Genomic DNA, 13,543 nt, shown 5'->3' on the forward strand with positions numbered 1-13,543 from the left:
CGAGAGCCTCGCCCACTGCTAGGCAGGTTGCCCGGGTGTCCTCAGAGACATTGGCCAGGACGATCCCACAACCAGTGCCGGGCGTGGTAGCTCGTCCGAGGTCGCCGGGCCTGCCCGCGCCGGTCTCGTCAACGAGCATCATGTCCCCACACCACAAGGAACCTTGAGTCGTCTCGCTGAGGGTGTAGTACGCCCAGGATGCCTCGTCCGGCGAGCTGTAGCCGTACCAGTACACAAGGCCGTAGCCCTGGTCGGCCAGCCGGGCGGCAAAGTCGAGAGCGGACAGGCCATCGGCCAGACGGGAATGCGGATCGAACGGGTCGACATGGACGATGACATGACTGTCTGTCGCTGCGCCAGTGCTGTCATCCAGCCAGCCCAGAACTGTCATCATGCCGTCTGCTTGTGCCACCTCGCACGTCGTAATGCCCAACCGCGCGGACCATGCGCGAAGGTCCCCGGCGCTAACGGGGTCAAGGTCGCAGAGAAGGTAGCTGGCGCTGCAGCCGAGCTGCGCCATTGCCAGCAGGGCCGAGCCCGGATAGAAGCTGTGGGCATCCTCGAACTGGTTCAACAGCGCGCGGTAGCGGGATTGCCCGAGGCTCGCTGTAGCGTCCGCGACATCGAGGAATCGGAGCACGCCGAAGCGGCGCTCTGGATCGTCGAGCATGGCGTTCGCTCCCGATCCAGAGTGTGTTTCGGCGTAGCGCGAAGGACGTTCTAGCGCCAGAACCTCGACCAGGGCGAGATGTTTCCAGACGTCGGCGAACTTCCCGAAGTGGTGGTTGGCCATACCGGGATCATTTCAGGCTGGGACGAGCTGATCATGTCCGGTCCCGCCGTGTTGCACCTGCAACGGGTGCCTCGGACGCCGATTGGGTCTCGTAACCGGCGACGCCATCACGGCGGCTCGTAGCCCGCTCGGGGCACACTGGGGGCACACGAGAACAAGAAACAACCCTCACTAGTGACATCTACCCAGCGTAATAACCGCAGGTCAAGCGCTATCTCGGCTCGATCCTTGCGGGTCCGAAAAGCGCCGGCCCCGATTCCTAAACCGTCGTTCATCGTCGGCAGTTGAAGGCAGCGACCAGACGCGTCGTGCCACCCTGACAGTGGCGTTGTCAGGGTGACCGGAACCGATCGTGCAGTCCGCGTGCAACTCACGGGGGTCATATGAGGTCACTCATAACCACCGGCGACTGCCCGCGCCAGGCGGAGGCCGGTGGCTCGTGCCGGATTCCCAAGCTGATAGTGCGGGTTCGATTCCCGTCACCCGCTCCACCCATAAGAGCCCAGCCTCGTCAGAGTGCCGTAACGATCAGCGGAAGACCGCACATCAACCAGCCCACGGGGATAGTGTCGGATCGACGTCGCTGAGAACTTCTTCATCGCCACCTTTGATGACGGCGGTCGAGGACTTCCCGCCTCGCCGCGGTCTGAAGGAGGTGACTCGCACATGGCAGTCTTGCCCGTGTATGAGTCCGGAGCCCGGCGCCAGGTGGCCACGCGGCCGCGCAGCCCGTGGCCGTGGGGCGGGGTGACGGCGATGCTGGCTGCGGCCGCGTTCTTGGCCGGCTGGCGCTGCCGGAGAGGATTTGCCCGCCTGACGGGGTCCTGGTAGTCAGCGACTTGGGCGGACCCAGCCGCTGTTCACCGGTCGACAGCTCGTTGTAGCGCAGCCACGACGTCTTCTGCAGAAACACGAATCGCTTAGCGCTCGAGGAACGAGATTCGCGACCCCTCTTGCAGCGTCGGGCTTCGCGTGGCCCGATATGCTCCGCGTGCTGATAGAGCAAATCGCATCGCGCGTCCGAGTCTTAGGTACGAGGAATCGGATGACACTCGACGTTCCCGATGAAGTCCGAAGCAGGGCGCTTGCCGACGGGCACGCGGCGTGGCTCGACGGTCTGCCGTCGGTCCTAGACTCCTTGGCCCAGGACTGGTCGCTGACGATCGGCGCAACGATGCGCGGGGGACACGCTGCGTTGGTCGTCGAAGCCACGCTTGCCGACGGGGCCCCGTCCGTTCTCAAGGTCGGGGTTCCCGGATATCGACGCCAGCTCGGCTTCGAAGCGACCGTGCTCGATCTCGCTGCGGGGAAGAGCTGCGCACGCCTGATCCGCCGCGACCTCACCCGAGACGCACTTCTGCTTGAGAGGCTCGGGCCGGCGATGTACGACGTGATCTTGGACCATCGCTCGCAACACGACATGCTGTGCGACATCGTCGCGCAACTCTGGCGCCCGCTCGACGACGACATCGACTTGCCGACCGGCGCCGACCTAGCACATCGGATGCAGCACCTCATACCGCAGCGCTGGGAGGAGCTGGAACGACCATGTTCGGCAGCGACGATCGACGACGCCGTCGAATGTGCCGGTCGCCGCGAGCGCGCTTACCACCGTCGAACGTCGGTGCTCGTGCATGGCGACGTTCATGAAGCGAACGCACTCCAGACAGAAGATGGCACCTTCAAGCTGATAGATCCCGACGGCCTAAGGGCGGAACCCGCATGTGACCTCGGGACTATCGTGCGTTGCACCCCCGACAACGGCGACGACTTATGGGTGAGAACGGAACGTCTGGCCGCTCGAACTGGCGTCGACGCCACCGCAATATGGGAGTGGGGAACCGTCCATCGCGTGATCGGCGGACTGAACAGCGTGAGAATCGGCTTCCAGCCCTTCGGCAACCTCCTTCTTGCCGAAGCGGATCGCCTTACGCAGACCGGCTGACTTGCCCCGTCTGTCAGATGGGACGCGGCGGGCTCCACCCCAGAGAGTTGGGATGGACCGGCGGGCGATGATCTTGCATCGTAAGGACAACAAGCCGGTACGAAAGGAATCCATACGATGACCGCCACCATCGAGACCTCCACCCTGGCTGCAGAGATCGCCATCGACATCGAGCTCGTCAGCGGACCGGGCCCGCGATGAGCACGATCAGGCTGGACATGACGATCTCGCTCGACGGCTACGTCACCGGTCCGCGGGACAGCGTCGACACCCCGATGGGTGTCGACGGGTTCCGGCTGTTCAACTGGCTCGACCGGCGCAACGACCCCGGGCCGAGCGGCGAAGTGACCGCCGAGGGGAACGCGACCCGGGCGGTGATCTCGGGGCGCCGGACCTACGAGCACGCCGGACGGTGGAACGGCGATCACCACGACGGCGTGCCGATCTTCGTACTCACCCACAACGTGCCGGACGATCCGCCGCCGGGCAGCGTCCACTACGTCACCGACGTGCTCGCCTGCGCTTCGCGGGCCCGGGAAGCGGCCGGCGACGGTGCCGCGATGGTGCACGGCGCCGGCGCGGGACAGGCGCTGCTGCAGGCCGGGCAGGTCGACGAACTGGAACTGCATGTCGTACCCGTGCTGCTCGGTCAGGGTCGGCGGCTCTTCGACAACCTGCCGCCCGACCGCGTCGAGCTTGAGCTCGTCCGCTGCCTGAACACCCCGGACCTGCCGCTCGCGCAGCGGGTGATGCACCTGCGCTACCGGGTACGGTCCGGCGCATGAAGACGCTGCACGCGGCCTACCGTGTCACCGACCTGGCCGCCTCGCTCGGATTCTACGAGACGCTCGGGTACGAAGTGGTCGGCCGGGTCGACCTCGACGGCGGCGCGAGTCTCACGATGCTCATGTTCCCGACCGAGGAGTTCGTGTCGTTGGAGTTGGTGCACCGGCCGACCGACAAGCCGGTCGATCTCGGCACCGGATTCAGCCATCTCCCCGTACAGGTGGACGACCTCGTCGGGACGGTCGAGTTGCTCTCGCGAGCGGGTCTGCGGCCCGGCCCGATCGAAGAGCCGGGCGGCGCCGACGGCCCGCGCACCGCGTTCGTGACCGATCCCGACGGCTACCGGATCGAGTTGGTGCAGTGGCCGCCCGGACACCCCGACGGGCTTACCCGGGCCGACTGGACCTGATCGCGATGTCGGCAACCGGGCCGTGGGTATTAGTGTCCCGGTAATGAGCGCTTGGTGCCCAATGCCGACAGAGCTAACGACACCTCGCCTGCACCTGGACGCGTGGCGAGATGACGACATCGACGACTACCAAACGCTCGTGCATGAACGCGATCCCCGGACCGCAGCGGCGCCACGCGGTGGGCGACCAACTCGCGACGACCTGCGCGAAACGATCCTGCGTCTGCAAGCTTCACACACCGACACCGGGATCGGGCTACTCGTCGTCCGGATCGCCGACCGCTTCGCCGGATACTGCGGACTAACAGCCGGGCGCGCGAGCCTGGCCGAGCCTGAGCTGGCATACGAACTGCTGCACATGAACCAGGGCAACGGGTACGCCACCGAAGCCGCCCGCGCCATTGTTCACGCGGCAGCAGGTACTGGACGCCGTCGACTCTGGGCGACCGTCCGATCGTGGAACGACGCCTCGTTCCACGTCCTGGAAAAGGTGGGCTTCGAGCGCACCGACCGCACCACCACGGACGACTTCGGCGACACCGTCTGGTGCACGCGCGAGCTCTGACACCTGCACGACGGCATTAAGCCGAGACGATTGGGAGGACGAGGAAGGCCATGGAGCCATCCGAAGTCCGGCGCGCGGTCGATGCCGCTGCGGCAACGGCCTCGGAACTCGGCCTTCACGTCGCCGATGCCGTCGTCGTTCATAACTCGGACCGCATCGCCGTACGCCTGATTCCCTGCGACGTGCTTGCTCGGGTAGCACTGTCATCGTGGGAAGCGGGCATGGAGTTCGAAGCAGAGGTTGCGCGCCGACTCGGCGAAACCGATAGCCCGGTGGGTGAGCTCGATCCTCGTGTGGACCCCGGCGTCCATGTGCGTGAGACCTTCGCCATCACGCTGTGGACCTACTACGAGCCGGTCGTCGTAAAACAGCGCGGCGGCGTGGCACACGAGCAGCTCGGCATGTCCTCAGACCTCGCACCGGCGGACTATGCGCACGCACTCCTCCGGCTCCATGAGGGCCTGCGTCAAATCGAGGTGCCGGCACCACACATCACCGCTCGGGTCGCTGGTTGGGCAGAGGGGGCCGGCGACCGAGACCGGACTCCAGAACTTCGTGATCGTGACCGCGAACTACTCAGCGACACATTCCGGCGTGTGCGCGCGGCGATCAATGGTTTGGGCTCCGGCGAGCAGCTGTTGCACGGTGAGCCGCATCCAGGCAACGTCCTGAACACCAAGAGAGGGCCACTCTTCATCGACCTCGGGACATGCCAACGTGGTCCCATCGAGTACGACCTCGCCTATGTCCCCGAAGAAGTCGCAGACCACTATCCGGGGGCCGACCAAGAAATCGTTCACCTGTTCCGCATCCTCATGTGGGCGGGCGTCACGACGATGCGCTGGTACCGAGACGACCAGTACCCGAACCGGGACTACTGGAGAATCGAGGCACTCAACCAGCTTCGAGCCGCACTCGATCGCTACGGACTGGATTCGGTCTAGCTCGGAGCTGGATCGCGGCTGTTCATTCCACGTGCCATGCTTCGGCAATATGGTGCCCACGGAGGTGATGTGGTGGCGTCGAAGGCGGTCAGGTTCTCGACGCGCGAACTGTCGCTGCGTACGTTTTCTGACTTCGAACAGTTCTTCTCCCAGGTCCATGGCTGTGCCTGCACGCTCTACTTCTTCGGTCGGCACCTGACGCCCGTCGCCCAAACCGCAAAAGAGCGGGCACGGCTGCTCGGTGCTCCCGACCGGTCTCAGAAGCACTTCCCCCATCAGGCCCTGATGCGCGAGCGCGAGCTCGATGCGGTGCGGGAACTCGTTGGGCAACGGAAAGCGCACGGGATCCTCGTCTACGACGACGCCGACCCGGTCGGCTGGTGTCACTTCGGCCGGGCGGATGAGGTGCCGGTGAACCGCGACGACACAACCCCGGCGAAGTTGTCCGCCCGCGATCCGTCCGCGCAGTGGCGCATCACGTGTTTCACCACCCGGATGGACTACCGCCGACGGGGCGTGGCCGGCACGGCATTGGCCGCCGCGGTCGCGGCGATCAAGAAACGCGGCGGCGGGTGGATCGAGGCGACGCCGATGGCCTTCCCGCACGACGACCCAATGGTGCGGAAGCTGCGTAGGACGTACGGCTGGCGCTCGCCGGAGGTGATCAACTACATCCGGGACAACTGGCCGACCAAGGAGATCCCCGGGATCGGCCGGGTCGACGGCTGCCTCACCACGAGCCGGACGGTCGGACACATGGGGACGATGTCGATGTTCGAGAAGGTCGGCTTCGAGGTGACCGGCATCGACGAACTCAGGTCCTCCGAGGACGCGCGCTACCCGGGACACTTCGTCGTGATGCGCCTCAAGGTATGACCACCGACGTCATCCCGCCCTGCTAGCTTGCCCCATGGATCCTGCCCTTATCCCGCGCACAGCGGCAGGACGACAGCTCCGGTGGCTGATGGACCTGCGAGCCAAGCCGTCCGCCGAGGAGATCCAGGACCATCTCGAACCCACCGCAGCTGCCGACATCCACGTCGATCTCAGCCGAAGAGGCGGGCTGACCCCGGACCTCGCTTCGGGCCTGCTCGCGTTCGGAACGACGGTTCGGGAACTCACCGGCGCTGTGAACCAGCGCGAGGACTCCGTGCTTCGCTTGGAGTTGCAGCAGGGTGCCCGGGTCCTGTGCGGGGTCGTCTCGATCAACCAGGAGAGCGGCGGGAAGATCGGGCTGGTCGCCCTGAGAGAGAGTCCGGCCGAGGATGAGGTCGAGTCGGACCGTATCCGACTGCTGTACGACCGTGTGGCTGAGACCTATGAACAGGTCGGCGCTCACCAGGCCCACTACTGGCGCCGCGCCCGAGACTGGCTGAAGGAGGTGACCCGCGATGGCTTCACCGTCCTTGACGTCGGCTGCGGGCCCGGTCACCTCGTCGCGGGCCTCCCGCCGCCGGTGCATGTCATCGGCTGTGACGTCTCACCGGAGATGGTCCGCCTGGCCGCCCGCGCCCGCCCCGCCGGCAGCTTCGTCATCCACGATTACCACCAGCCTTTTCCGACGGAATGGCCGCTTGCGGACGTGACCGTGGCGCTCGGGTGTCTGGAGTTCTGCTCGGACCTCACCCAGGTAGCCCGGAACCTCGCCGCGGCGACCAAGCCCGAAGGCCGGCTCCTGCTGACGGTGCCACGGGCAGAGTCCCCAGCGCCGCGTCGGGAGATCAGCCTCCACCCCGTTCCCCTTGTGGAGATCACCATGCGGCTGCGGGAAGACGCCGAAGTCGAAGCAGCCATTGGCGCCGCAGGCCTCGAGGTGCTGGCTCACAAGGTCGGACCGGGTTTCACATCGCCGAACATCGGCACTGTCGAATATGGCTACTGGGAGCTGAAGGGTTAGTTGTACGTCGCCGAGACGTGGTAGACGCGCCCGCCCCAGCCGTCCTGCGGGAAGCTGTCGGCCACCCGCACGTACGCGGCCTTATCCGGACCGAGGAACGGCGTGAGGTCGACCGTGCGGTCGGCCTTGTTCGAACTGTCGCGGATCTCCTGGGTCTCGGTGAGCACAGTGGTCCAGTTCTTTCCGTCAGGGCTGGCCTGGACCAGGAACTCGTTGTCGATCGTCAGGGTCACCTGCGCCGACGTGGTATCCGAGGGGAACGGGAACCGGTAGATGAAGTAGCTGTTGCCGTCGGCGAACCGGTTCTGGACACCGTTGCTCTGCGAACTGTCCGCGTCCCAGAGCCACGGTGACTCGGCCGCGGTGCCGGTGTCGAAGTCGATCGTGTGTGCTATCAGGATGTCGGCCGTGGCATCGAAGCGCAGGCCCGGTGCCGCGGTGGCGGTCGCCGTGACCGCATAGTGCCCGTCTGCGGCGGTCGCAGGCAGCGTCACGCTCAGCGGCACGGTCCCTTGCACCGGATCGGCGTTGCCGTGCGGATGCAGTGTGATCGTCTGTTGCGTGGGCGCGACGGACCAACCGGCTGGCGCCGACGTAGCGATGTGAACGCCCAGCGGTCTGCCTGTCGGCGCCGTGGCCATGACGCCCAGATCCACGGTCAGGTGCGTCGTACCGCTCGTGGCCGGCATCACGACGGGCTGCGCCGGGGACATCGTCGCCGACAGCGATTGCTGCGGTGCGGGACGCGGGACGGTCGCAATCAACGAACTGAGTGCGCTTGCCTGGGTCCGCCAATCACGCACGTTCGGGTGCTCTGCACCATCCTGGCCGGACCAGCGCTCGCCGAGCTTGTCTGCCGCGTCACGGTCGTTGGTCCAGATGCTCGTCGCCTGTTTCTGTACGAATGCCACGTAATGTGGGTCGTTCGTGGTGTCGGCCGCGTCCATCATGTAGCGCATGAATATGCCCTTGAACTGCTTGCCGTTGTCGTCGCAGGTCTGGTCGAGGGCGTCGCACGACTCGGTGAGTATGCCGTTGGACACCAGTTCCGGGGCGGTGATCGCCGCGTCGGCGAGGCGACGCGCCGTGCGAAGAACGGACGGATCATGCGTGGCGCGCCACAGTTCCAGACCGGCGCCGATCGCGAGTCCCTGGTTGTAGCTCCACACGGTCTGGCCGTTGCTCTGGCAGGTGTCGGTGAGGCCGTCGTTCACCAGCCCGGAGGAATTAATCATGCCGCTGGCGGTGAACCAGGTCCATGCCTGCTTCGCTCGGGAAAGCCACGTCGTGTCGCCCGGGATCCGGTTGTGCAGCTCCGCCGTGAGCCGGATGAACAGGCCGTTGGTGACAGCGTTCTTGTAGGTCTTCTCGGCATTCCACCAGACACCGCCACCGCAGGTGGACGGGTCCCAGTAGCCGTCGGCGTACGTCGCGATCTTCACCGCCATGTCGAGGTACTTGTGGTTGCCGGTGAGGTCATACGCCTCGACCCAGGTCAGTCCCCACCACTCCGTGTCATCGATGGCGCGGCTGGTGAAGTTGCCGAGCAGCGGGTCGCCGGAAAGCACGCCCGGCGGGAACACGCCCTTGTCCTTCTCGAAGGTGTTGTCCATCTCGGGGACGAAACGCCGGTCACCGGTGCGTTGCATGTAGTCCCCGATGGTCTGCATGGCGACCGCGGAATTCCACCAGCTTGATGGCCACCACGCCTTCGCCGGGTCGTAGGACTGCATCAGCACATCGGCAGCGACCCGCGCCCTAGCCAGGTTCGTCGCACCGCTGTTGGAAGAGCCAGGCGACGACGTCGCAGCTCCCGAGATTGCGGACGCAAGAACCGTCGTGGCAGCGACGATAACCACCAGAATGGCCTGCAGAGGGCGCCTTGCGGACATCCTTGACGCGGACACGTGTCTCCTTCGAACCGGCGCGGGTACACGTGCTGTCCAGATGTCGTCGCCCCAGGCGACGACCCCGCAACGGGAGGGCACGTATGACACTCGGATGCGACACCGTTGTCATTGCGGCGAAAGGTAGGGCTCCGTCTCGTTTCCGTCAAGACTCGGTTGCGGCCGTCCCACGGCGCAGCTCGCCGTCCGTGAAAGAAATCAGGGAGACTGCGTCGCATCGGGGCTGCGGTATTCGTAGAAGGGGTGAGCGGCCGCCCAGAGGGGCGCCTCCAGACCACAGGAGATGATCCGAATGCACTACTTGGTTTCCGTGATCGACGACAAGATCGGCTCCCCCGGACCGGCCGACATGGCTGCCATCGGCGCGTACAACGACCGACTCAGGGCCACCGGCAACTGGATCTTCGCCGGCGGCCTCGAGGCGCCCAGCGCGGCCACCGTCATCGACAACCGGGGTGACGAAGCGGTGCTCACCGACGGCCCCTTCCTCGAGACGAAGGAGTACATCGTCGGCTTCTGGATCATCGAGGCCCCCGATCTCGACGTAGCGCTCAAGCTCGCGGCCGAGGGGTCGAAGGTCTGCGACGGGAAGGTCGAGGTGCGCCCGTTCCAGGGCATCGCGTGAGCGTGATCGACGTGCGGGAGGCGATCGCCCGGGCCCACCACGAGGAGTGGGCCCGGCTGGTCGCCGCACTGGCCCGGCGTTTCGGTGACCTCGACATAGCGGAGGAGGCGGCGGCCGAGGCGTTCGCGACCGCCGTCGAGCGGTGGCCGGCCGACGGCGTACCCCCGAACCCCGGCGCCTGGCTGACCACCACCGCCAACAACAAGGCCATCGACCGGATTCGGCGGGAGAACAAGCGCGACGACAAGCAGCGGGAGGCTCGGATGGTGTACGACGACGACCCGCCCGGGCCTCTCGGCGTCATCGACGACGACCGGCTCCGGCTGATCTTCACCTGCTGTCACCCGGCCCTGGCGATGGAGACCCGCGTGGCGCTGACGCTGCGCATGGTCGGCGGGCTGACCGTGCCCGAGATCGCCCGCTCCTTCCTCGTGCAGGAGACCGCGATGGGCCGGCGGATCACCCGCGCGAAGGCGAAGATCACGGCGGCTCGAATCCCCTATCGGGTCCCGGATGCGGCCGATCTCCCGGCCCGCGTCTCCGGCGTGCTCGCCGTCCTCTTCCTCGTCTTCAACGAGGGCTACCTGGCCACCGGCGCCGACTCCGAACCCCTACGCCACGACCTGACCGCCGAGGCGATCCGGCTCACTCGCCTGCTCCGCGCCCTCCTGCCGGATGACGGGGAGGTGGCCGGGCTGCTGGCGCTGATGCTCCTCACGGAGGCCCGCCGCCGCGCCCGGGTCTCGGCCGGCGGCGACCTGGTCCCCCTGGCCGAGCAGGACCGCGGCGCCTGGGACGCGACGCTGATCGCCGAGGGTCACCGGCTGGTGCGCGAACGCCTCGCCGCTGCCGCCGCCGGGGTGCCTCCGGGCCGCTACCAGATCCTCGCGGCGGTCAACGCCGTGCACACCTCCGCCCGCGACATGCGCGACACCGACTGGTCGCAGATCCTCGCCCTCTACGACCAGCTCGTCCGGCTCGACCGCTCGCCGATCATCGCCCTCAACCGGGCCGTCGCGGTCGCTGAGCTCGACGGCCCCGACGTGGCACTGGCGGCCGTCGACCGACTTGACGACCAGTTGGCCGGCTATCACGCCTACCACGCAACCCGCGCCGACCTGCTGCGCCGGCTGGGCCGCAGTCAGGAGTCCCGGGCGGCGTACGACCGAGCCATCGAGCTGGCAGGCAACACCGCCGAGACCGCCTACCTGACCCGCCGCCGCGACCAGCTCGGGTAGTACCCGCCACGCCGCGTGATCGCCCTGTCTTGGTCGGCGGTCGTTGGTATTGATGTGCATCACGTTCGATCGCCGTTGCGGCCACGAGGAGACGTCATGGCAACCTTCACCAAGTCCGACGAACTGCAGGCAGCGGAGTTCGTCGGGGCGGACCTGCGTGGTGCCCGGTTCGTCCAAACCGACCTGTCCGGCGTCGTGATGCGCGCCGTCGAGGTGTCCGGGGCGGACATCGACGCACCGTGGCTCTTCGAAGACGGGAACTCCTTGCGCGTCAACGGCGTCGACGTGGTCCCGCTCGTCGATGCAGAACTCAACCGCCGCTTTCCCGGCCGCACCGACCGGCGCGCCGCGGATCCGGACGGCCTGCGCGCGGCCTGGGCCGCGCTCGAGCACACATGGGCGGCCACGCTCGAGCGCGTCGCGGCGATGCCGGCCGGCACGGTCGACATTTCGGTGCACGGCGAGTGGTCGTTCGCGCAGACGCTGCGGCACCTGGTCCTCGCCACGGACGCGTGGCTGCGCGGAGCGGTCCTGCAGATCGAACAGCCGTATCACCCCATCGGTCAGACGGACGCCGGTTTCGCGGCCGACGGCCACGACGTGTCGGTCTTCACGACGGTCACTCCGTCGTACGCCGAGGTGCTCGAGGTCCGGGCCGGTCGCGTCGCGATGATGCGCGACTTCCTTGCCACCGTCACGCCAGAGACGCTCGCCGCGACCCGCAGGAATCCGCACGCCCCCGACTACGAGGAGAGCGTCCTCTCCTGCCTGCACGTGATCCTCTACGAGGAGTGGGAGCACCAGCGCTACGCGCTGCGCGACCTCGACGCGATCGAGGCGACTACCGCTGCCCGCTGAGCTCTACGTCTTGGGGCGTAGGGGCTCCGGGCTCGGACTCCAGCGCCGCGCCGTTGAATTTCAGCAGACCGAGGAAGAACAACCCGCCCGCGACGACCAGGCCGACCACGATCAGGTCCGGGACGAGCGACTCGCCGGGCACCACCAGCACGAACAACGCGACCGTCACCCACACCAGCGCGCAGATCGCGACCGGCAACTCGAAGCGCCCGAGGCTGAACGCGCCCTTCTTGCGATCGAGTCGTTTGCGTACCACCAGGTAGAGGCAGATCGTCGAGCCGTAGATGATCGCCGGGAGGATCGTCGACGCGATGATGAGCTTCAACAGCGCCGCACCCGGCAGCGCAACCATCAGGACGACACCCACGACGAGGATCAAGATCGTCGCCGGGACCGGCGTCTGCGTGCGCGGACTGACCCGCCGCATCAGCCGGTGGGCAGGGAAGCGGGAGTCGCGGGACATCGCGAAAACGATCCGCGAGCAGGCAGCCATCACCACCATCCCGGCACCGAAGAACGCGACCGTGATCCCGACCAGCAGAATTCTCTCCGCCACCGGACCGAGCTGATCGCGGATGATCAGCGCAACCGCCGAGTCGCTGGCGGTGACGCGAGGGACGTTTTTGATCGCGACGGTGAGCGCGATCAGGAAGACGAGTCCCAGCAACGCCGCCGCCACAACCGACCCGACGATGGCGCGCGGGACGCTCCGATGGGGGTTCTTGGCTTCCTCAGCCAGGTTCGCCGCGGCGTCGAAGCCGACGAGCGTCGCGAGGCCCATGATCATCGCACCCATCAACCCGCCGCCGACGGAGAAATAGTCTGGGGCGTGCGCGGTGACGCCGCGCGAAGCGAGGTTCCCGGCTGCACCGGTGTTCGTGACGAGCACAGCGACGATCAGTGCGATCGCCAACACCACGACGATCAGGAATTCCAACACAACCGCGCTCGAGTTGATCATGGCGACGAGGCGCGTCGAGGCGAGGACGATCAGCGCCTGAAGGAGCATCACCGCGAGCGTGATCAGCCGGGCGGTGCCTTCATTCGGCGCCATGCCGAACAGCGGCATGAATGCCTGGCTCGCGAGCGCGTTGTCGACTGCCACCACGCCCACGGCCAGATAACACACGGTCAGCCAACCGAACCCCCAACCGATCTTCGGGGTGGCCAGCCGCGAGGCCCATTGGTAGGCGGACCCGCTGAGGGGGATGCGGGCCGCGAACTGCGCGTAGACCAGCGCCACCAGGACCTGCCCGATGGCCACGACAACCCAGAGCCAGACCGCGACCGGACCCCCGGTTTGCAGCACGTCGTCGTACGTCGCGAAGATGCCGACTGCCACCGAGATGAAGGCGAACGAGATGGCGAACACCTGAAAGGAGCCGAGTGTCCGTTTCAGCTCCTGCTGATAGCCGCCCAGCTCGACCGAGCCCACGTCGGCCTGTTCGCTCGTCGCCGTTTTCGCCACCTAGCCACCCCTGGACTGACACCTGCTGCAACCGTCTGACTACCGAGCGTAATCGATAGCCCCGCCGACGGTGCAGGTTCGGTCAGGTGATCAGTGGCGGAGGCCGGC

At 66.7% G+C, this 13,543-nt stretch carries 13 protein-coding genes; 10 read left to right on the forward strand and 3 right to left on the reverse strand.

The features are described from left to right. Nucleotides 1-793, reverse strand: a 793-nt coding sequence (locus tag VGH85_21855; protein HEY2176463.1) for a hypothetical protein, incomplete at its 3' end; no start/stop codon positions are given. A 1,045-nt stretch (nucleotides 794-1,838) separates the two neighbouring features. Here VGH85_21855 and VGH85_21860 point away from each other — a divergent pair. From VGH85_21860 to VGH85_21890, 7 genes are all read left to right on the forward strand, one after another. Next, entirely contained in the window at nucleotides 1,839-2,738 is a 900-nt protein-coding gene (locus VGH85_21860; protein HEY2176464.1) for an aminoglycoside phosphotransferase family protein, read from the forward strand. Nucleotides 2,739-2,935: 197 nt separating this feature from the next. Continuing rightward, nucleotides 2,936-3,523 (forward strand): dihydrofolate reductase family protein, encoded by a 588-nt coding sequence (locus VGH85_21865; protein HEY2176465.1) that lies wholly within the window; start codon nucleotides 2,936-2,938, stop codon nucleotides 3,521-3,523. Further along, complete coding sequence (locus VGH85_21870; GenBank protein ID HEY2176466.1) at nucleotides 3,520-3,933, forward strand: VOC family protein; 414 nt, start codon at nucleotides 3,520-3,522, stop codon at nucleotides 3,931-3,933. Before VGH85_21865 ends, VGH85_21870 begins: the two co-directional genes overlap by 4 nt. A 61-nt stretch (nucleotides 3,934-3,994) precedes the next feature. Further along, nucleotides 3,995-4,498: a GNAT family N-acetyltransferase gene (locus VGH85_21875; protein HEY2176467.1), complete on the forward strand. Its 504-nt coding sequence runs from the start codon at nucleotides 3,995-3,997 to the stop codon at nucleotides 4,496-4,498. Between the two features lie 50 nt (nucleotides 4,499-4,548). After that, the gene (locus tag VGH85_21880) at nucleotides 4,549-5,442 is read left to right on the forward strand and encodes a phosphotransferase (GenBank protein HEY2176468.1); all 894 of its coding nucleotides are present in this window, start codon (nucleotides 4,549-4,551) and stop codon (nucleotides 5,440-5,442) included. Nucleotides 5,443-5,514: 72 nt separating this feature from the next. Further along, nucleotides 5,515-6,318 carry a hypothetical protein gene (locus tag VGH85_21885; protein ID HEY2176469.1) on the forward strand — a complete coding sequence of 268 codons (804 nt, stop codon included), beginning with the start codon at nucleotides 5,515-5,517 and terminating at the stop codon, nucleotides 6,316-6,318. 88 nt (nucleotides 6,319-6,406) lie between these two features. Then, a complete protein-coding gene (locus VGH85_21890; GenBank protein ID HEY2176470.1) occupies nucleotides 6,407-7,339 on the forward strand; it encodes a class I SAM-dependent methyltransferase in 933 nt (310 codons plus the stop codon). Here VGH85_21890 and VGH85_21895 read toward each other — a convergent pair. Then, nucleotides 7,336-9,072, reverse strand: coding sequence for a glycoside hydrolase family 76 protein (locus VGH85_21895; GenBank protein ID HEY2176471.1), 1,737 nt, complete (start codon nucleotides 9,070-9,072; stop codon nucleotides 7,336-7,338). The two genes, VGH85_21890 and VGH85_21895, sit on opposite strands and share 4 nt — an antisense overlap. A gap of 466 nt (nucleotides 9,073-9,538) precedes the next feature. Here VGH85_21895 and VGH85_21900 point away from each other — a divergent pair, with 466 nt between their 5' ends. The 3 genes from VGH85_21900 to VGH85_21910 all read left to right on the forward strand — a co-directional run bounded on the left by VGH85_21900 (nucleotide 9,539) and on the right by VGH85_21910 (nucleotide 11,967). Further along, nucleotides 9,539-9,871: a YciI family protein gene (locus tag VGH85_21900; GenBank protein HEY2176472.1), complete on the forward strand. Its 333-nt coding sequence runs from the start codon at nucleotides 9,539-9,541 to the stop codon at nucleotides 9,869-9,871. Nucleotides 9,872-9,873: 2 nt separating this feature from the next. Continuing rightward, nucleotides 9,874-11,109, forward strand: coding sequence for a DUF6596 domain-containing protein (locus VGH85_21905; protein HEY2176473.1), 1,236 nt, complete (start codon nucleotides 9,874-9,876; stop codon nucleotides 11,107-11,109). A gap of 96 nt (nucleotides 11,110-11,205) precedes the next feature. Next, nucleotides 11,206-11,967 (forward strand): DinB family protein, encoded by a 762-nt coding sequence (locus tag VGH85_21910; GenBank protein ID HEY2176474.1) that lies wholly within the window; start codon nucleotides 11,206-11,208, stop codon nucleotides 11,965-11,967. On the opposite strand, the gene VGH85_21915 is transcribed toward VGH85_21910, so the two are convergent. Continuing rightward, nucleotides 11,951-13,435 carry an amino acid permease gene (locus tag VGH85_21915; GenBank protein HEY2176475.1) on the reverse strand — a complete coding sequence of 495 codons (1,485 nt, stop codon included), beginning with the start codon at nucleotides 13,433-13,435 and terminating at the stop codon, nucleotides 11,951-11,953. The genes VGH85_21910 and VGH85_21915 overlap by 17 nt on opposite strands. Nucleotides 13,436-13,543: the final 108 nt, after the last annotated feature.

The organism is Mycobacteriales bacterium (genome assembly GCA_036497565.1).
Classification (GTDB): Bacteria; Actinomycetota; Actinomycetes; order Mycobacteriales; family QHCD01; genus DASXJE01.